General features: G+C 72.7%; 20 protein-coding genes. 5 read left to right on the top strand and 15 right to left on the bottom strand.

What is annotated here, in order from left to right:
• The first annotated feature begins 9 nt into the window (after positions 1-9).
• From AC3EN4_RS08475 to hisC, 3 genes are read left to right on the top strand one after another with little or no spacing between them, the layout of a single operon-like run.
• Entirely contained in the window at positions 10-750 is a 741-nt protein-coding gene (locus AC3EN4_RS08475) for an RDD family protein (protein ID WP_435205369.1), read from the top strand.
• 37 nt (positions 751-787) lie between these two features.
• Positions 788-1810, top strand: coding sequence for an RDD family protein (locus tag AC3EN4_RS08480; RefSeq protein ID WP_435205370.1), 1023 nt, complete (start codon positions 788-790; stop codon positions 1808-1810).
• On the top strand, positions 1807-2910 hold the full coding sequence (gene hisC / locus AC3EN4_RS08485; RefSeq protein WP_435205371.1) for a histidinol-phosphate transaminase: 1104 nt from the start codon (positions 1807-1809) through the stop codon (positions 2908-2910). The genes AC3EN4_RS08480 and hisC overlap by 4 nt, the downstream gene beginning before the upstream one ends.
• Before the next feature lie 76 nt (positions 2911-2986).
• On the opposite strand, the gene AC3EN4_RS08490 is transcribed toward hisC, so the two are convergent.
• From AC3EN4_RS08490 to AC3EN4_RS08530, 9 genes are all read right to left on the bottom strand, one after another.
• The gene (locus AC3EN4_RS08490) at positions 2987-3973 is read right to left on the bottom strand and encodes a COG1361 family protein (RefSeq protein WP_435205372.1); all 987 of its coding nucleotides are present in this window, start codon (positions 3971-3973) and stop codon (positions 2987-2989) included.
• A 22-nt stretch (positions 3974-3995) separates the two neighbouring features.
• On the bottom strand, positions 3996-4550 hold the full coding sequence (locus tag AC3EN4_RS08495) for a hypothetical protein (protein ID WP_435205373.1): 555 nt from the start codon (positions 4548-4550) through the stop codon (positions 3996-3998).
• A 111-nt stretch (positions 4551-4661) separates the two neighbouring features.
• Entirely contained in the window at positions 4662-7154 is a 2493-nt protein-coding gene (locus tag AC3EN4_RS08500) for an Ig-like domain-containing protein (protein WP_435205374.1), read from the bottom strand.
• A 77-nt stretch (positions 7155-7231) separates the two neighbouring features.
• Positions 7232-7624, bottom strand: coding sequence for an LPXTG cell wall anchor domain-containing protein (locus AC3EN4_RS08505; RefSeq protein WP_435205375.1), 393 nt, complete (start codon positions 7622-7624; stop codon positions 7232-7234).
• Between the two features lie 87 nt (positions 7625-7711).
• On the bottom strand, positions 7712-8971 hold the full coding sequence (locus tag AC3EN4_RS08510; RefSeq protein ID WP_435205377.1) for an outer membrane protein assembly factor BamB family protein: 1260 nt from the start codon (positions 8969-8971) through the stop codon (positions 7712-7714).
• 53 nt (positions 8972-9024) lie between these two features.
• Positions 9025-9507, bottom strand: coding sequence for an SRPBCC family protein (locus AC3EN4_RS08515; protein ID WP_435205378.1), 483 nt, complete (start codon positions 9505-9507; stop codon positions 9025-9027).
• A gap of 134 nt (positions 9508-9641) precedes the next feature.
• Positions 9642-9851, bottom strand: a complete 210-nt coding sequence (locus AC3EN4_RS08520; protein ID WP_355050986.1) for a DUF397 domain-containing protein — start codon at positions 9849-9851, stop codon at positions 9642-9644.
• A 325-nt stretch (positions 9852-10176) separates the two neighbouring features.
• On the bottom strand, positions 10177-11373 hold the full coding sequence (gene fahA, locus AC3EN4_RS08525; protein ID WP_435205379.1) for a fumarylacetoacetase: 1197 nt from the start codon (positions 11371-11373) through the stop codon (positions 10177-10179).
• Positions 11370-12239 (bottom strand): hypothetical protein, encoded by an 870-nt coding sequence (locus tag AC3EN4_RS08530; protein ID WP_435205380.1) that lies wholly within the window; start codon positions 12237-12239, stop codon positions 11370-11372. The genes fahA and AC3EN4_RS08530 overlap by 4 nt, the downstream gene beginning before the upstream one ends.
• A gap of 94 nt (positions 12240-12333) precedes the next feature.
• On the opposite strand from AC3EN4_RS08530, the gene AC3EN4_RS08535 reads away from it, so the two are divergent.
• The gene (locus tag AC3EN4_RS08535) at positions 12334-13500 is read left to right on the top strand and encodes a homogentisate 1,2-dioxygenase (RefSeq protein ID WP_435205381.1); all 1167 of its coding nucleotides are present in this window, start codon (positions 12334-12336) and stop codon (positions 13498-13500) included.
• Here AC3EN4_RS08535 and AC3EN4_RS08540 read toward each other — a convergent pair.
• The 4 genes from AC3EN4_RS08540 to AC3EN4_RS08555 are packed head-to-tail and all read right to left on the bottom strand — an operon-like array spanning position 13497 to position 16315.
• Positions 13497-14525 (bottom strand): tetratricopeptide repeat protein, encoded by a 1029-nt coding sequence (locus tag AC3EN4_RS08540; RefSeq protein WP_435205382.1) that lies wholly within the window; start codon positions 14523-14525, stop codon positions 13497-13499. The genes AC3EN4_RS08535 and AC3EN4_RS08540 overlap by 4 nt on opposite strands.
• A gap of 10 nt (positions 14526-14535) precedes the next feature.
• Positions 14536-15021: a 2-C-methyl-D-erythritol 2,4-cyclodiphosphate synthase gene (gene ispF, locus AC3EN4_RS08545; protein WP_422740848.1), complete on the bottom strand. Its 486-nt coding sequence runs from the start codon at positions 15019-15021 to the stop codon at positions 14536-14538.
• 56 nt (positions 15022-15077) lie between these two features.
• On the bottom strand, positions 15078-15773 hold the full coding sequence (gene ispD / locus AC3EN4_RS08550) for a 2-C-methyl-D-erythritol 4-phosphate cytidylyltransferase (RefSeq protein WP_435205383.1): 696 nt from the start codon (positions 15771-15773) through the stop codon (positions 15078-15080).
• Between the two features lie 56 nt (positions 15774-15829).
• Positions 15830-16315, bottom strand: coding sequence for a CarD family transcriptional regulator (locus AC3EN4_RS08555; protein ID WP_007073334.1), 486 nt, complete (start codon positions 16313-16315; stop codon positions 15830-15832).
• Positions 16316-16644: 329 nt separating this feature from the next.
• Between AC3EN4_RS08555 and AC3EN4_RS08560 the strand changes: the two genes are divergently transcribed.
• Positions 16645-17322: a hypothetical protein gene (locus tag AC3EN4_RS08560; protein ID WP_435205384.1), complete on the top strand. Its 678-nt coding sequence runs from the start codon at positions 16645-16647 to the stop codon at positions 17320-17322.
• Positions 17323-17333: 11 nt separating this feature from the next.
• On the opposite strand, the gene AC3EN4_RS08565 is transcribed toward AC3EN4_RS08560, so the two are convergent.
• Together AC3EN4_RS08565 and AC3EN4_RS08570 are read right to left on the bottom strand one after the other, a co-directional pair.
• Positions 17334-17972 carry a hypothetical protein gene (locus tag AC3EN4_RS08565; protein WP_435205385.1) on the bottom strand — a complete coding sequence of 213 codons (639 nt, stop codon included), beginning with the start codon at positions 17970-17972 and terminating at the stop codon, positions 17334-17336.
• Between the two features lie 31 nt (positions 17973-18003).
• Positions 18004-19062, bottom strand: a complete 1059-nt coding sequence (locus AC3EN4_RS08570; protein ID WP_435205386.1) for a type III polyketide synthase — start codon at positions 19060-19062, stop codon at positions 18004-18006.
• Between the last annotated feature and the right edge of the window lie 15 nt (positions 19063-19077).

Below are 19077 nucleotides of genomic sequence, written 5' to 3' on the forward strand. Positions count from 1 at the left end.
CTGTCGAGCGTGACGCAGCCTCCGTCGTACCCGACGCCGCCGGCCGGTGGGCCTCCGCCCGCCGCCGGCGGCGTCGCGCCATCGCCCGGCCCACACCCCCAGGGGTACGCCGTGCCGCCGCAGTACGCCCCGCCGGGGTACCCGGTGCCGCCGCAGTACGGCCCAGCCGGCCACCCTCCGCCGCACTGGCCGACCGCCCCGCCCGCGCTCAGCCCGCCCGCGCTCAGCCCGGCCGGGCAGCCGCTGGCCAGTTTCGGTGACCGGCTGCTGGCCTGGCTCATCGACACCGCGCTGGCGACCGTCGTGGTGATGGTGCTGTTCATGCCGGTCTTCCTGGTCCTGTGGTGGCGCATGTTCCGCGAGGTGACCCGGACCAACCCGGACGGCACGCTGGTGGAACCCGACCCGGCCACCTTCCTCACCGACTTCTTCCTGCCGCTGCTGCTGTTCGAGATCGGCATCTTCGTCGTGCTGCTCGGGCTCTACTGGCTGTACCACGTCGAATACCTCAAGCGTGGCGGCCAGACGCTCGGCAAGAAGATCATGAAGCTGCGCGTGGTGCCGCTCGATCCCACCCGTACGCTCGACCGGCGGATGGCCGGACGCCGCTGGCTCGTGCAGTATCTGGCCTGCTCGCTGGTCCCCGGCCTGAGCTACGCCGACGGGTTCTGGCAGCTCTGGGACAAGCCCTGGCAGCAGTGCCTCCACGACAAGTTCGCCGCGACGGTCGTCGTTAAGGTTGCCTCGTGAGCGAGCGAACCAGCAGGTACGACAGCGGAGCGTCAGCGTGAGTGTGGAGCCCGGCTGGTACCTCGACCCCGCCGACCCCGAGACCCGGCGTTACTGGGACGGTGAGGGTTGGCTCGGCGCGCCCATTCCCGCCGACGCGACCCCGCCCGACGGCCCACCCCCGCCCGAGCCGCCGCCCGTACCGGTAGCCCCGGCCGGCTCCCCCTCGGCGGGGACCGCGCCGGGCTGGCCGCCGCACCCCGGTCCGCCAGCGCATCCGGGACACGGCCCGCAGGCCGTCCCGCCTCCGGTCTGGGGCCCGCAGGGAGGTCCCACCGGCTGGGGCCCGCACGGCGGCCCGCCCGGTTACGGCCCGCAGGGCACCCCACCCGGCGGTTACGGCCCGCAGGGCACCCCGCCCGGTTGGGGTCCGCAGGGCGTGCCTCCCGGCTGGGCCCCCGGCTGGCCCGGCCGCCCGCCCGAGCCGCGCCCCCACGGGCTGCGGCTGGCCGGCTACGGCCGCCGGCTTGTCGCCCGGTTGATCGACTTCACAGTTGTCCTGGCGCTCAACGTGCTCGTCAACGGCTGGTTCGTCTGGCGCCTGGTGGACGAACTGATGCCGTACTGGCGCGAGACGTTACGGCGCGCCGCGGAGGGCAACACCTCCACGGAGGGGATGCCGCCCATCGGTGAGCAGGCCGCGCTCCTCGAGATCGTGATCCCGGTGATCGCCGCCGCGTTGTGGCTGGCGTACGAGGTGCCCGCCATGGCCGGCAACGGGCAGACCATCGGCAAACGGGTCATGCGGATCCGGGCAGTCCCGATCATCGCCGACCAGCCGTTGGGCTTCGGCCGGGCGCTGGCCCGGTGGACGATCCCGGGCATGTCCACCCTGCTCTGGCCCTGCCTGGGTCTCGGCCTGCTGATCCAGCTCATCGACGCCGCGTCCCCGCTCGTCGACCATCCGCTGCGCCAGGCGTGGCACGACAAGCGCGCGCAGACGGTGGTCGTCGAGGTCCCCGCCACCACCGGTCCCCCTGCCACCGACGATCACCCTCAGCCCTCGGGAGACACCCCATGAGCGACTCCGGACGTCACCAGCCGGCGGTGCGACTGACCCGCGCCGACCTGGACGCGCTGCCCAGCTACGTGCCCGGGCGCAGCCCCGCCGACCTGGCCCGCGAGCTGGGTCTGCCGGAGGCCATCAAGCTCGCCAGCAACGAGGTGCCGTACGGGCCACTGCCGGGCGTGGTCGAGGCGGTCACCGAGGCCGTCACCGGCTCGCACCGGTACCCGGACATGGGCGTGGTCGCGCTGCGCGACGCGTTGGCCCAGCGTTACGGGGTGGACGCGGACCGGATCGCCACCGGCTGCGGGTCGGTGGCGCTCGCCGAGCACCTCGTGCGGGCGACCTGCCTGCCGGGTGACGAGGTGCTGTACGCGTGGCGGTCGTTCGAGGCGTACCCGATCATCGCGGCGACCAGCGGCGCGACAAGCGTGCGGGTCGCCAACGACGCCGGGCACGGGCACGACCTGGCAGCCATGGCGGCGGCCGTGACCGACCGGACCCGGATGATCCTGGTCTGCAACCCGAACAACCCCACCGGCACGGCCGTACGCCGGGCCGAGTTGGACCGGTTCCTCGACTCGGTGCCGGACGACGTGCTGGTGGTCATCGACGAGGCGTACCGGGAGTTCGTCACCGACCCCGAGGTGCCGGACGGCCTGGACTACCTCGACCGGCCGAACGTGGCGGTGCTGCGCACGCTGTCCAAGGCGTGGGGCCTCGCGGGGCTGCGGATCGGCTGGCTGGTCGCGCAGCCCGCGGTGGCGGCGGCGGTCCGCAAGGTGGTCACGCCGTTCTCGACGAGCACGGCCGCCCAGGCCGGCGCGCTCGCGGCGCTGGCCCAGGCCGACGAGATGGAGCGCCGGTGCGCGCTCGTCGTCGCCGAGCGGGAGCGGGTCACCGAGGCGCTGCGCAAGTTCGTGCCCGACGTGCCGACCAGCCAGGCGAACTTCGTCTGGCTGCCGCTCGGCGAGCAGGCCGTGGCGTTCGGCAAGGCGTGCGAGTCGCGCGGGGTGATCGTGCGGCCGTTCGCCGGGGACGGCGTCCGGGTCACCATCGGCACCCCGGCCGAGAACGACGCGTTCCTGGCGGCCGCGGAGGCGGCGCTCGCCTGACCGTCGGCCCGGTTCGCCTCCCGCAACGGGCGAACCGGGTGGACGGCAGTTGGTTCGTCGGGCTCCCGCGGCAAACTCAGCCGGGGGCCGGCAGCGGCGTCTGCCGGCGGCGGCGCACCACGAGCAGCAGGCCGACGAGGAGCAGCAGGCCGACGACGAGCGACCCGCCGACGAGCATCGACAGGTCGTCGAGGCCGAAGGTGCTGGCGGGCTCGCCCGGGTCCGGGAAGGTGATCGTGGCGCTCGCGGTCTCCTTGATCAGCCCGCTGGTCAGGGTGAGGTCCGCACGCCACGGGCCGTTGGGCAGGTTCGGGGGTAGGGCGACGGTGATCGAGCCGGACTGCGCCGGGCCCAGGGTGGTCCCGTCGACGACGTCGAACGGCCCCGCCCGGACACCCGCCGGCCCCTCGGCCAACGAGAGTGTGCCGGTCAGGTCCAACGCCCGACCGCCGGTGTTGCGCACCGCCACGGCCAGGGTGGCCTGCCCTTCGGCGCTCCGACCGGCGGTGAAGTCGCCGATCGCGAAGCTGGACGGGGGCTCCCCGCCCGCGCCGACATCGAGGTAGACCCGGATGCCCACCCGGTGCACCTGGGTGACGTTGCCGCCGTCCTTGGGCGCGGAGGTGACCGCGGCCCAGATCACCGCGTACCGCTCGCCGGCCGACGCCTTTTTCGGCACCCGGATCGTCGCGGTCAACTCCGACTCGTCACCCGGCCCGAGGGTGAGGGTGGAGCGGTCCAGCGACGTCCAGGAGGTCAGCTCGTTGGCGCTGCGGCCCTCACCGAACCGGAACTGTCCGCCGTCGACGGTGGCGGAGGCCGGATACAGCTCGAGGCGGTACCGGCTGTCGGAGCGGTTGACCACCTTGACCTGACGGCTGATCGTGCTGCCGGGGGCGAGGTGGTCGATGATGTAGGTGTGGGCGCGCGGGTCCGCCCGCCGGTCGACGGGTGCTTCCAGCAACTGGATGCCGATCCTGTCGCGCTCCGGATCGGGCGCGGCCGCCCCGGCGGGTGCCGGGGCAGCCGGGGTGGCGGCGAGCAGCGCGGCCAGCGCCGCCACCGCCAGACGAAGCCCGAACCGGTCAGGCCACCGAATGTGTCACCGTCCCGGTGTAGAGGCCGACGACGGCCGACGCGGGGATGTTGACGTTCAGCGTCGGCGACCAGGCGACGCTGTTGGTGCCGGTGCCGCCGGTGTGGGTGAAGGCGACGAGCGGGTTGACGGTGTCCAACGGCTGGGCGTTGGCCGAGGTTGGCTGGCCGGGCGTGAAGGTGCCGTTACCCTGCTGCTCCGCGCCGGGGCCGGACCAGTAGTCGACCTGGCTGGCCAGGATCCGCTCGCTGGGGCTGCCGCCGCCGGTCTCGAAGTGCGTCGAGGTCACGGTGGCCGTCCACGACGCGTCGGGAGCGCCGCGCTGGTCCGTCACCCGGACCGTGCCGATCGAGCCGCTGAGGACCGCGCCGGGCAGGCCACTGCCGAGGCTGGCCGTCTCGGGGGCGGTGATGTCGAGGCCGGCACCGACCACGTTGAACGTCACGACGGTGCTGTCGCTGGGCGCAGCGACCGCGGGCGTGGCCAGCGCGAGGCCCGCCCCGACGGCTACGGCGGCGCAGGCCGCCATACGAAGAGAGCGCATAGACTTCCTCACTTCCAGTTCGGTAACGCCGGTAGGCGGCGGCCGCATCAGCCACATGTCCATTTTATGGGCCGATGTCCGCATCGCGTGCTTTTCGACCTTTTGTACCTCTTACGCGACCGAATGCACGATCGTCGCCTGGTACGTGCCGGCGACCAGCGACGGATCCAGCGCCACCGTGAGGCTCGGATTCCACGTCACCTCGTTCGGTCCGCTGCCCCCGGTCCACCGTGCGGCGATCTGCGGAGCGCCCAGGGACGCACCCGACTGCGGCAGGAACGTCCCGGTGCCGATGGTCTGCACCGCGGGACCGGAGGCGTACGTCACCGAGGCGCCCGGCACCACCCCACCGCGGCCACTCGTGAAGCTGGTGATCGAGACCGTCGCCGTCCAACTGCCGGACTGCGCGCCGCGATCGTCGGTGACCACCACCGCGCCAAGCTCCCCGTTGGCCGTCGGGGTGCCCACCCGAACCGTGGGCAGGGCCGCCGTCTCCGGCGCGCTGATCGAGAGGCCGGAACCCGCCGCCGGACTGACCACGACGGTGACCCGTCCCGTCGCCCGGCCGTCGCCCGGGTCGCGGACCGTGTACTCGAAGGTGTCCTCGCCGGCGAAGCCCGCCCCCGCCGTGTACGTGCAGCGCACGGTGTCGCACACGAAGCTGCCGTGGCCCGTGCCGCCGGTCGCCGGCACGACGGAGAGCGGGTCGCCGTCCACGTCCGTGTCGTTGGTCAGCACGTTCACCGCGACCGGTGCCGTGCCCGCGGTGGTCCCACGGTCGGCCACCGCCACCGGCGGGTCGTTGACGGCGGTGACGGTGATGGTCCCGGCCGCCGAGGCGGACCGCCCGGACGGGTCGGAGACGGTGTAGCTGAAGCCCACCGATCCACTGACGTTCGGTGCCGGGACGTAGGTGCAGGCACCGGAGGGCGTACAGGTCAGTGTCCCCTGCGCCGGCGGCGTCGACGTGACGGTGAAGGTGACCTCGTCCCCGTCCGGCTCCACCACGTAGTCGCGCAGGCTGAAGGTGAGCACGGTGTCCTCGGCCGTGCCGACCTGGACCGCCTGCGCCTGCGGGCTGTCGTTGATGTCGGTCCGGGTGGGATCTCCGACCCCGGCCGCCGACGGGTCGTCGGTGAGATCCGTGTAGATGGTGCTCGACGTCGGTGACCCGTAGCTGATGCTCGCCTGGTTGGCCACTGTGACGCCGGGCGTCGGCGAGTCCACGACCCGCGCGCGGAAGCGCACCGTGTTCACCGCGCCCGTGACCAGCGTGCCGCCGGCCGCCGCCGTCGCGCCGGTGCCCAGATTGGCCACCACCCGGTTGCCGGCCACGACATAGCCGGCCTGGTCGTCGCCGGCGGCGTCGGTACGACTGACGCCGTTGACGCTCAACGACCCCGGCACGTACGTGGTGGCCGGCGGGATGGCGTCGGTGAGCTGGACCGTGGTGGCGTTCTCGTTACCGCTGGAGGTGACGGAGACCGTGTACTCGAGTTGGTCGCCGGGCTCGACCCGGCTTCCGCCACCCACCCGGCCGACCGTCTTGGTGGCGATGACGTCCGGTTCCAGGATGTCGATCGCGGTGAAGAGCGCCATCGGCTCGTACGACTCGCCACCGGTGCTGAACGCCACGGAGGCGGAGGTCTGCGCGTTGCCGATCGAACCGGCCGGCGCGGCCAGGTAGTCGATGTCGAAGCCGAGCTGGTTGACGTAGTTCGGGTTCTTCGCCGTCACCCGGGAGCCGAGCCGGGTGATCGAGCTGTTGAAGAAGTTCGTCGCCGGGTTCAGTGCGTCGTTCAACGCCACCCCGTTGAACGAGATGCCGTCGCCGGTCAGCCCGGCGTCCCCCTCCGAGGCGATCGCCCCGATGCGCGCCGTCACCGTGCCCGAGCTGGGGGTACGAAAGCCGGAGATGGTGGTGGTCACCCGGGAGTCGGCCGCGGCGGAGCTGATCTCGGCGTACCCGTCGAAGACCGCCAGGTTGCGGAGCGGCTGGGCGGGGTCGCGGATCGCCGCGACCAGAGCCCACCCGCCACGCGCGTTGGCGCCCAACGTGGTGGTCAGGCCGCCGACCGTGTAGCTACCGCTGGCGGTGACGAGCGGGGTCACCTCGGCGAACGCCGAATACGCGACCCCGCCATTGGTGGCCACCCTGCCGGTGCTGACCTGGCCTTGCAAGGTCGTGTACGGCTGACCGGGCGGCGCGAGTCGGATGCTCGGGCGTCCGGGATCGCCGCTCGCGGCGCTGCCCATCCACCAGAGGCCGGCCCAGAGCACTGTGGCTCCGGTCGGCACGGTGAGAGTGGCGCTGCTGGAATTGGTCGTCGCGGCGACACTGTCCACGTCCACGTAGCGGGCGTTGAAGTCGTTGTTGTTCGCGGTGGTGCCGGTCTGCGCGGTGGCGCACTGGCTGGTGGGCGTCGAGCAGGTGACCAGGGTGTTGCCGGCGAACACCACGTCCCCGCGCTCACTCTCCTGAAAGCGTGGGCTGAAGGTGCGGACCAGCGCCGCCAGGGCCGGCTGGGCGGGCAGGACCACGAGACCGCCGAGCAACACGAGCAGGGAGGCGGCGATGGCCACCATTCGTCGTAGAAACCGCATCGAGGCCCGGCCCTTCAGTCTGCTGTCCGCCGTCTAGCAGTCTGAAGGACATATGGTGCTGTTTGTCCTTTATTTAGCTAATTGGCACCGCGTCGTCGACGCAGCAGCAACCCACCGACCACGAGCGTCGCACCCGCCAGGACCAACAGGAGAGGCCACGATCCCATCCCGGTTCGCGGCAGTTCACCGCCGTGCTGCGGCGAGCGGGTCGGCGGCTGCGGCTGGGCGGTCCCGGTGGGAGCCGGCTGCGCCGACGGGGTGGGCGGCTGCGTGGGAGAAGCCGTGGTCGGCGCGGGACGCACCTCGAAGGTGACCCCGGTGCCGGCGCTCGGCGCCACCGCCGCCCGAGCCGCGAACTGACCGACGGCGCTCGGGGCAACAGGCGCGAGGAGCACCGCCCCCACCGCGGCGAGCGCGACCAGACCCAGCCGACCGGCGACGAGAACGGCGGGAAGTCGTCGGTGCGACATGGCGGTAACCCCCGAGTCACGCAGAGTGATATTGAGGGGACGATACCGCCGAACGTGAATCCGAGCCGTGCTTACCGGCTCCGCACCTCAGCCCGCCGCGAGGATCACCGGTTCGGACGACAGGAAGTACCGCTGGTCATCGGCATCGGGGGCGATCGGGCGCCGGAGTCGCTCCAGCACCAGGTATCCGTCCCCGGCGAACACCGCTCCCGGCTCCCAACCGGTACCGTCCGAGCCGACGTTCAACCGGAAGCGGGAAAGCTGCGCACCGGTCACCGGGTTCAGCGTCACCAGGTCGTTCTCCTGGGTGAGCAGGTACGCCCGGCCCGGCTGCGCGGCGAGCACCCGGGCCCCCGCGCCCAGACCATCGACCCGCCACAGCTCGGCGCCGGAACGCGCCGAACGCCCCACTGCCGTACCGTCGCGCACCGTCACCGCCACCTCGTCGACCACTGTCGCGCCAACCGGGTCCAGGGACGGTGCGGGGACGGGACCGCCCACGTCCACCAGCCACCCCCGACCATCCGCGTCACCCGGTCCAGTGGTGCGCAGGGCGGAACAGTCCGATCGGCCGGCACGGCAACCCAGCGGAATCACTACCAACCTGTCCGGAGATCCCTCCGGTCGCCAGCGCGCCCGGACCACGCCGGTGGCCCCATCACGGAACTCGACAGTCGCCGGCCCCGCGCAGGTGTCCAGTCCGACGAGCTGGCCGGTCACGGTGGTACCCACGTCACCGCGGCAGGCACCGGGCAGCGCGACCCGCCAGAGTTCCCGGCCGTCCGTCAGCTCGACGGCGCGCGCCTCGCTGTCGCCCGTGACCACCAGCGCCATCCGTCCGTCGCTCAGATGAACGCGGTAGAGCCCGGGCGGGTCCCAGACGACGGCCGCCCTGGTACGTCGGTTCACCGCGCCGACCTCGGCCGGTACCGGACCGTCGGCGCGCCACCGCACCCGACCGGTAGCCGCGTCGAGGGCGACGAGCTGACCGTCGGACCAGCGACTGACGACGGTACGACCGCCGGCCACCACCCCGGTCAGCTCCGCCGGCCAGCGCCGGTAGGACCAGAACGGCGTGGTCCGGTAGCGACCGTCGACCGGCCGGTCGGCGTAGACCTGGCGGTGGGCGGCGTACACCCGCAGCCTTCCGTCCACGATCAACGGGGCGACCGGGAGACGGCCGATCACACCGGGCGCGGGTTGGGGCGCGGCCGGATAGTCAGCCCGGGCCGGCGTACTCACCTCGGCCGGCGCGAGCACCCGGTGCACGACGACCGCGACGGCCGCCACGGCGAGCACCACCGCCACCGCCAGCACGAGCCGTCGCCGGCCCCTCGGGAACCCCATGCCGCACCTCCGCCCGGCACCCTACCCAGCGGAACCGGGCAGGCGGCGGGCGGTCAGGCCGCTTCGAGCGAGCCGGCGGCGCCCGCCGCGACGGTCAGGTCGGCGAGGTCACGCCGGAGCGCCACCTCGACCGCCCGGGCGGCGAGGCCACCGAGCAGCAGCGCCACCACCCGACCGTACGGATCGGTGGGCACCGCCTCCTGGGTGACGGTGACCGCGGTGCGCGGGCGACGGCGTCGCCGGTCCGGGCGCAGACGCCAGGTGATCCGGTAGTCCGCACCGGCGCCGGAGGAGCAGAGCACCAGCCGTTGGGGCGCGACCGCCTCCACCACCAGGAACTCCTCGGTGAGAGTGCCGCCGCCGGGCTGGGCGCGCTCCTCACGCCAGGCGGTGCCCGGCCCGAACGGGCCCGGGGTCAGCACCTCGACCGGGCCGGCCCCGGTCAGTCGGTCGGCCCGGCCGGACAGGTCGGTCAGCAGGCACCAGACATCGACGGCGTCCGCCTCGATGAAACCGGTAACCGCGACCGTCGACATGCCACCCTCCCGTGCCACCGACGGTACGCGCGGTGCGGGCCGGACGAGGCCCCCGGACGGAATTTCCACCACCCGGAGGCCACGTTGTCCGTTTCGGCGGTTCGGTCGCACCGTTTCGCCCGGTGCGACGCCGCTCAGCGTTCGAAGCGACCGGACCTGATCGCGCCGACGAACGCTGTCCATCCCGGCGGGCTGACGGCCAGTGTGGGGCCGCTCTGGTCCTTGGAATCGCGGACCGCGACCAGGCCGATCACGTCGACCAGGTTGTCCGCCACCTCCACGCAGAGCCCTTGGTCGTTGGACCGGCTGCTGGTGCGCCAGAGCGCTCCGGTGAGATCGTGCATGGTTGTTACCTCCGTGTACGTCGGAATGCCCCACCACTCCCCAGGGGGGTGGCGGGGCGACTGATCCGCGTGATCAACGGGGAAACGGGGTGTGGTGATCGCACAGACGGTGCGACCAAGAGTCTCGTCGATGGGACGGCCGGACGGGCAGGCGTTCAGGCGGCTCCGAAGCGGGCCGAGGTGGACCCGGCGGGCCCTTTGCTCTGCTTCAACGGACGCAACAACGAGCGGCCCCAGGTGTTGCGTGGGGTGAAGCAGAGCAAAGGAAGCCGACGTCGGGCCAGGTGCCCGGCGGGCCGGGCGTGGGCACGCGCGATTGGCCTGCTCAGTGGGCCGGCTGGACCCTGCCGGTGACCTCGCCCAGGGCGATGGTGGTGCCGTCCGGGCCGGGCGCGGTGGCGGTGATGGTGACCGTGTCGCCGTCGGCGAGGAAGGTACGGCTCTCGGTGCCGACCTTCGCCGGCTCCGCCCCGCCCCACGTCAGCTCCAGGAACGAGCCGACCTGGGAGCGGTCCGGGCCGGAGACGGTGCCCGAGGCGTACAGGTCACCGGTGCGCAGGGACGCGCCGTTGACGGTCAGGTGCGCCAACTGCTGGGCCGGCGTCCAGTACATGCCGGCGAACGGCGGCTCGCTGACCCGCTCGCCGTTCCACTCGACCGCCAGCCGGAGGTCGAGCCCCAGGTGCGGTACGTCGCGCAAGTAGTCGACGACCGGTGGGTCCTGGTCCGGGGCCGGCACGAAGGCCGCGGCCAACGCTTCGAGGGGCGTCACCCAGGCCGAGATCGAGGTCGCGAAGGACTTGCCGAGGAACGGGCCGAGCGGCTGGTACTCCCAGGCCTGGATGTCGCGGGCCGACCAGTCGTTGACCAGCACCACTCCGAAGACGTGGTCGGCGAAGTCGTCCACCGCGACCCGGTCGCCCAACGCGCTGGGCACCCCCACCACGAAGCCCACCTCGGCCTCGATGTCGAGGCGTACCGACGGGCCGGTCACCGGACCCTCGGCGGACGCCCGCTGTCCGGTGGGCCGGACCACCGGCGTGCCGGAGACCACGACGGTCCCGGCGCGGCCGTGGTAGCCGATCGGCAGGTGCTTCCAGTTGGGCAGCAGCGGCGGCTGGCCCGGGCGGAAGATCTGCCCGACGTTCGACGCGTGGTGCTCCGAGGAGTAGAAGTCGACGTAGTCGGCCACCTCGATCGGAAGCAGCAGCTCCACGTCGGCCAGGGGCACCAGCAGCGGTTCGACCGCCGGCCGGTGCGCCGGGTCGGTGAGCAGCTCCACGATCCGCTGGCGGACCGCCGTCCACTGCGGACGCCCGAGCGCCATGAAGTCGTTGAGGGTGGGTCGGCCCAGCGCGCCGGCGGCGAGCACCAGGCCGGCGGCCTCCGCCCCGGCCAGGTCGAGAATCCACGACCCGATGCGTACGCCGATCCGCGGCTCGTCCCCGCCGGCGGAGAACACCCCGTACGGCAGGTTCGTCACGCCGTACGGCGAACCGTCAACGCCGCTCACCCAGGTCATCCGTCGTAGCCCCCGTTCACCAGCCCCAGCCGGATCAGATCGGTAAGTGGTTCCAGGATGCTGCACGAGCCGAAGCCGACCCAGAGTGGGCGCGGCGCGTCCAGCCGTCCGTTGATGCGTTCGAGCAGCGGACGTGGGTCGAGCGCGGCCAGCAGCTCGGCGACGACCCGCACGCTCTCCCCGTCGGCGGCGGCGAGCGTCGCGGCCAGCACGTTGGCGTAGCCATGGTGGGTGAACCCGGTCTCCGGGTCGAGGTGCCGCACGGCCTGGTGCAGTCCGGCGGTGAGCTTGAACGGCAGGGCGCGGTCGCGGCAGGCGCAGACCACCGCCGCCAGCTCGGCAGGGGTGGGGAACAGCTCGGCGGCGAGGCCCCCGGTGCGGAACTTGGCGGCGATCGGCACCCCGTCGGCCCGGGCGGCGGCGAGCGCATCCACCGCGCCCATCAGTCCGAAGGTCAGCGGCAGCTCGGCGTAGACGGCCTCAACGCCCGGCATGGCCTCGGTGAGCCGTAGCAGCTCGGCGACGCCGGGGAGCGGGTCCTCGCCCCGCTTGGCGACGGCCACCTCGACCTGCCGGGCCGTGATGCCGTCCGGCGGCAGGAACGAGAGCGCGAACGGCAGCTGGGCGATCCCGGTGTCACCGATCAGCCCGACGACGAAGCCTTCGGCACGATCGACGAGACGGTTCAGGTCGCCGGCCGCAACGGTCGAGGCGGGGACGAGCAGCGGGCCGACCAGGTCGTCGTACCAGGCGGCGCGGTGTTGGCGGTGTGCCCGCAGAGCGTCGGGCAGCGTGGCGCTGCCCGGAGGGAAGACGGCGGCGTCGTCCACCAGGCCGTGAAGGAGCGCGGGCACCTGCGTTGACACGGCACAAGAATGTACGGGACGCTACGAGGAACGGACAACAGCGTCCGATTATCGGACGCCTTCGGCCGGTGAACGGGATCCATCGGGAGGCGAGATGCCGTACTACCGCAGCGTCGGCGAGGTGCCGCGCAAGCGCCACACCCAGTTCCGCCAGCCCGACGGCAGCCTGTACGCCGAGGAGCTGATGGGCCAGGAGGGTTTCTCCTCCGACTCGTCCCTGCTCTACCACCGGCACGCGCCCACCGCGATCCTGGCCGCCGACGAGTTCACCCCGCCCGCCGTCACTCGGACGCCGAACCTGCCGCTCAAGCCCCGCCACCTGCGCACCCACAAGCTCGACGCCGGCGCCGCCGACCCGATCCTCGGCCGGCAGTATCTGCTCGCCAACGACGACGTCCGCATCGGCTACGTGCTCGCCGACCGGCCCTCCCCGCTGTTCCGCGACGCCACCGGCGACCACTGCCTCTACGTCGAGGCGGGCACCCTGCGGGTCGAGTCGCCGTTCGGGGCGCTGGACGCGGTCGCCGGCGACTACGTCGTCATCCCCACCTCGACCATCCACCGGCTGGTCCCCACCGGCGACCAGCCGGTACGCCTGCTCACCGTCGAGGCGTCCGGGCACATCGGCCCGCCCAAGCGCTACCTCTCCGTACGCGGGCAGTTCCTGGAGCACTCGCCGTACTGCGAACGCGACGTCCGCGGCCCGGACACGCCCCTGCTCGTCGACGGCGAGGAGGTCGAGGTGCTGGTGAAACACCGGCGCGGCTGGACGAGGTACGTCTACGCGAACCATCCGTTCGACGTGGTGGGCTGGGACGGCCACCTCTACCCGTGGGCGTTCTCCATCCACGACTTCGAGCCGATCACCGGCCGCATCCACCAGCCCCCGCCGGTGCACCAGACCTTCCAGGGGCCCAACTTCGTCATCTGCTCCTTCGTGCCGCGCAAGGTCGACTACCACCCGCAGTCGATCCCGGTGCCGTACAACCACCACAACGTCGACTCCGACGAGATGCTCTTCTACACCGGCGGCAACTACGAGGCCCGGCGTGGCTCCGGCATCGAGCAGGGCTCGATCTCGCTGCACCCCTCCGGGTTCACCCACGGCCCCCAGCCGGGCGCCGCCGAACGCTCCATCGGCGCGGACTACTTCGACGAGCTGGCCGTCATGGTCGACACCTTCCGCCCCCTCGACCTCTGCGACGCGGCACCCGCCTGCGAGGACGAGGGGTACGCCTGGACTTGGGCGCGCCGCCTCTAGCGGAAGGTTGTTCTTTGGAAGGCGGCGAACTCGGCTATCACCGTGGTGACGATGGCGAGCACCAGCGGCCACGGTGAGCCGACCACCGCGTACACCAGCAGCAGCAGCGGAGCGGCCGCCACCGCGTAGACCGCCAGGGCCATCGTCCGGTCGGCGTGCAGCATGGTGGGCAGGACGGTCCGGGTGAACCCGGGCAGCCGCGCCGCGAGCTGCCAGACCAGGACACCGCCGGTCAGGGCGGCGAGCACCGCCAGGACCCGGGAGAAGCCACCGCTCGTCGACGCCGCGAACGCCACCACCACCGCGGCGACCAGCGACCAGCCCGCGCCGTAGTGCACCAGCCGGTGCAGGCCGTGCGCGAGCGTGCGGGGGGAGTCGATGCGGCTCGGACCGAACGTCACCGCCTCGGCCATCTGCTCCAGCGCCGCCGACCAGCGGCGCTGCTCCAGGCGCAGCACGCCGACGTCGTGCCCGACCTCGGCGAGGCGGGGGTCGAGCCGCAGCGCCTCCCGGTAGGCCCGCTCGGCCAGGTCGAACAACTCCAGCCGAGCCGCGACCAGGCTGAGCACCAGATGCGCCTGCGGCTCCTGGGGCGCCAGCTCGACCCCGCGCCAGGCCGCGTTCAGCGCCGGCTGGCCGTTGCGCGCGTCGGCCAGGATCGCCGCTGCGCTGCGCTGGGCGTACGCGTCGGCCGGCCCGAGCGCCAGCAGCCGGTCGGCGGCGGCGGCCGCCTCGGCGTACCGACCCAGGTCGACCAGAGCCATCGCCCGTACGACGAGCGCCGGCAGGGCGTCCGGTGCGGCCGCCACGGCCGAATCGGCGGCGGTGAGCGCGTCGACCGGCCGGTCGGCGGCGAGCTGCACCCGGGCCAGCATGGTGAGGGCTTCCGGGTCGGCGGGCTTCAGCGCGAGCCTCTCGGTCAACTCGCCGGCCGCCTCGTCGTGGCGACCCAACTCGGCGAGGAGTTGCGCGCGTTCGAGGTAACCGTCGGCGGCGAACCGGTCGGGGGCGGGATCGGTGGACATCGCGGCGAGCCTAGGCGGCCGGGGCGTCGTACACCAGCGCCACGGCGACGCCCGCCAGACCCTCCTCGCGGCCGGCGAAACCGAGCCCGTCGGTGGTCGCGGCGGAGACGGTCACGGGTGCGCCGACGGCCTCGGAGAGCACCCGCTGCGCCTCCTCCCGACGGCGGCCGATCTTGGGCCGGTTGCCGATGACCTGCACCGACACGTTGCCGATCGCCAAGCCGGCAGCCCGTACCCGGCGGGCCGTCTCGGTCAGCAGCGCCACGCCGGACGCCCCGGCCCACTCCGGCTGGTCCACCCCGAACGCGGAGCCGAGATCACCGAGACCGGCGGCGGAGAGCAGCGCGTTGCAGGCGGCGTGGGCGACGACGTCGGCGTCCGAATGCCCGGCGAGACCATCCTGGTCCGGCCAGAGCAGGCCGGCCACCCAGCAGGGTCGGCCGGGCTCGAACGCGTGCACGTCGGTGCCGATGGCCACCCGAGGAACGATCATGATCCGAGCGTACGCGTAGCCGACCTCACGGTCCCGCCCGCGCCGAAGGTGCCGGCGCTTCAGCCGGCGGCGGCGAGCAGGTGCTCCGCCAGGGCCAGGTCGAACGGGCGGGTGATCTTCAGCGCGTACTCCGAACCGGGCACACAGGCCACCGCCACGCCCTGCTTCTCGACCAGGCCGGCGTCGTCGGTGAGCGGATCTCCCGCGGCGGCGTGCGCGGCGGCCAGCACGGATCGGCGGAAGCCCTGCGGGGTCTGCACCGCGCGCAGGGCGGACCGGTCGACGGTGCCCAACACCACCTCGTCGGCGTCGACCTCCTTGATCGTGTCGACGACCGGCAGGACCGGGATCACCGCCGGCTGGCCGTCCCGGACCGCGGCGGCGACCGACTCGACCAGTTCGGGTGGGGTCAGCGCGCGGGCGGCGTCGTGCACCAGGATGATCGTCGGGCCCTCCGGTACGGCCGCGAGCGCGGCGGCGACCGACGCCTGACGCTCGGCGCCACCGGCCACCACGGTCACCGGCGCCACCGGGGCCAGCAGCGCACGGACGCCCGTCACCTCGGCCGCGGGCGCGGCCACCACGATCGTGTGGACCGACGCGGCGGCGGCGAGCCGGCGCACGGCGTGCACCAGCAGCGGTTCGCCGGCGAGCAGGCGCAGCGCCTTGGGTCGCCCGGGACCGAGACGTACGCCGGCACCCGCCGCAGGCACGAGGACCGCGACGTCACCGCGCGGGTTGAGCTGCGCGGTCACGTCGCGGTCCTCGGTGGTTTCTTCGCTACGAAGTGGGTACGACGATGCTGTGCGGACTAGGCCTCGGTGAGGACCTTGTCGAGCAGCGTCTCCGCCTCGTCCTTGGTGCTCTTCTCAGCCAGCGCGACCTCGCCGACGAGAATGTCGCGGGCCTTGGCCAGCATCCGCTTCTCGCCTGCGGACAGGCCCCGCTCCCGCTCACGACGCCAGAGGTCACGCACGACCTCGGCGACCTTCAATGGGTTGCCGGAGGCCAACTTTTCCAGGTTGGCCTTGTAACGCCGCGACCAGTTGGTCGGCTCCTCGGTGTGCGGAGCCCGGAGAACGTCGAAGACCTTACCGAGGCCCTCTTCGCCGACCACCTCACGAACGCCCACGATCTCGGCATTCTCAGCCGGCACCCGGACCGTCAGGTCACCCTGCGCGACCCTCAGGACGAGATATTGCTTAGGCTCGCCCTTGATGACCCGAGTCTCGATTGCCTCGATGAGTGCGGCCCCGTGGTGGGGGTAAACAACGGTCTCGCCGACACTGAAAACCATAGGTTCGAAACCCCTTTCGCTGTGTCTAGGGTAACACGCTCAGGCAACGATGTCTCACCGATGTCCTGACCGTTGGCGCAGCTCAGGGGCCCTGTGAGAGGTCTTTCTTCAGCTTGACAGGCGGTCAAACCGATGGTTCGAACACGCTCCGTGACGATCGGATGACTTCCCGATACGGGTGAACAGAACGTCGAGATCAAGGGCTATGCGCTCCTCCCATGGTATCCCGGCGTGCGGGACCGCGCCCAGATGTAGCGGGAGGTGCCCCCGGTGCGGGACCCTGGAGACCGAGCCACACTCCGCTCTCGAGACGCTTCCTGGGGGGTCCGATGGGCAAGCCGGACGCAGAGGGCCACGGGCCACCCGACGGCCTGCCCGACCTACCGCCCGAGTGGGGACGCATCGTCATCCCCGACGATGCCTCGGCCCTCGCCGGCGAGGCCGCCCAGGTGCGCCGTGAGCTACGCCGGGCCAACGGCCAGCAGCCCGCGCGCCGGGTGCTCGCGCTGCCGCTGCTCGTCCTGCTGGTGGCGGTGCTCACCACCCTGACCGGCCTGCTCGCCGTGACCTGGCCCCGCGCCGGCCGGAGCACCGACCGACCCACTCCGGCACCCTCCCCGCCACCGGTGTCCCTGACCGGCCAGGCGCTGCCAGCGCTGGACCTGGTCGACGCCGAGCAGGCGCCCGTGCCGCTGCGCGGCCTGCTGCCCGCCATGATCATCCTGGTGGACGATTGCGGCTGCCCCGACGTCGTCGTCGAGGCCGTGACGGCGGCACCCGTCGGCGTCACGGTGGTCACCGTGACCGAAGGCCGAGCCGTCGCAACCGCACCGCCGGTCGCCGGCGTCCGTGCGCTGGCGGACCCCGCCGGCGGCCTGCGCTCGTTCCTGGGCCCGGGCGCCGCGAACGCGCTGCTGGTCGACCGCACCGGCGTGGTGACCCGGGTACTGCCCGGTGTCGGGCCGGTCGACGCGTACCAGGACGACCTGACCGCCCTGGCCCGCTGAGCGAGCCGCCCTTACGACGGGGGCAGCGCGACGAGCTGCGCCGCCACGTCGATCGGCTGGTCGCCGACGGCCGACAGCGACACCCGGAACGGTCCGCCGCCGGGCAACACCCGGGCGGAGGCGAGCGTGCCGTCGCAGTCGATGCGCGGTGGGCCGGCGATCTCGGCACCGGTGCTCGTCACCGCCAGCGCGCCCGGTCGGGTGCACCGGTACTGGAGCAGAAAGCGCGAACCGTCGTCGGAAGCCTGCCGGGTCCGCTCCTCGCCGGGCGCCAGCTCCCGCTCCTCCCGCCAGATCGTGCTGCGGAACGAGGGCAGATCACTGCCGGGGACGAGAACCCCCACGTCGCCGTCGATGTCGGTGGCCTCGCCCGTCTCCGGGTTGATGACGACCCGCCGGTTGCCGTCCACCCGGACGACCTCGCCCCTCTGCGGATCGACCCGCATCGTCAGCTGCTCCCCGGGCTCAACACGGGCCAGGAAACGTTCCAGTTCGGTGCTGACGCTGGGGGCGACCACGGGTGGGCGCACCGGCCCGGCCACCGGGGCGGGCGCGGCGGCACGCCACCACCAGCCGCCGACCGCCAGCGCGCCCAGGGCCATACCGACCAGCACCGCCGAGCGCACCCGATCGTCCCCCGCCGCACTCATACGGGGAGCGTACCGGCCGGGTCGTCCTCGTTCACTCCTGTCGATCGAGCAGGACCGCGTACAGGGTGAGTCCCGGACCGAACGCCAGCATGACCACCCGCCGGGGCGGCGGCGTCGAACGGGCCAGCCGGTCCAGGATCAACAGCACCGTCGGCGACGAGCAGTTGCCGTGCTCGTCGAGCGTCGCACGGGACGCGGCCAACGCCTGCGGCGGCAGGGCCAACTCCCGCTCCACCACGTTGAGGATCCGTGGCCCACCCGGGTGCACGGCCCAACCGTCCACCTCGGAGACGGTGCCGCCGTGCCGGGCCAACAGGTCGTCGACCAGACCGCGTACGTGCCGGGACAGGACCTGCGGGACCTTCGACGACAGCCCCATCCGGAACCCGGCGTCGGTGACGTCCCAGGTCATGTGGTCGGCCGTCGAGGTGTCGGTGACCGAGGCGACCTCGCGCAACGCGTACCCCCGGCCGCCGGGCACCACCACGGCGGCGACGGCGGCGTCCGAGAAGAGCGCGTGCGAGATGATCTGCTGGGTGTCTACGCGGGCCGTGGACGGCTGGATGTGCAGGCTGGTCAGCTCCGCGCAGAGCAGCAACGCCGGCCGCCCCCGGGCGGTGACGAAGTCACTCGCCGCGCCCAGCCCGGGCAGCGCCGCGTAGCAGCCCATGTGGCCGACGAACATGCGCTGGGTGTCCGCCGCCATGCCCAGGTCGCGGGCGAGCAGGATGTCCAGCCCCGGCGTGGCGTACCCGGTGCAGGAACAGACGATGAACATCCCGACGTCGCCGGCGTCCAGGCCGGCGGCGGTCAACGCGCGCCCCACCGCCTCCTTACCCAGCGGCAGCGCCTCCACCTGGTAGCGACGCATCCGGCGCTCGGTCGGCCAGTCCGAGACATCCTCGAGCAACGGGTTGACCGCGGCCTGCCGTCGGGTCACCCCCGAGTTCGCGAAGATCCGCTCGGCCAACGCCCGGGTGCTGCCGGTGAAGTGCCGGGAGAAGAAGCCCTCCCACAACTCGTCCTGCGAAGCGGCCGGCGGCTGTGCTGTCCCGAGCCCCGCGATCACTGGTACGGACACGATCCCCACCTCTCGTCAGACGCT

This window comes from Micromonospora sp. bgisy143 (assembly GCF_057708145.1).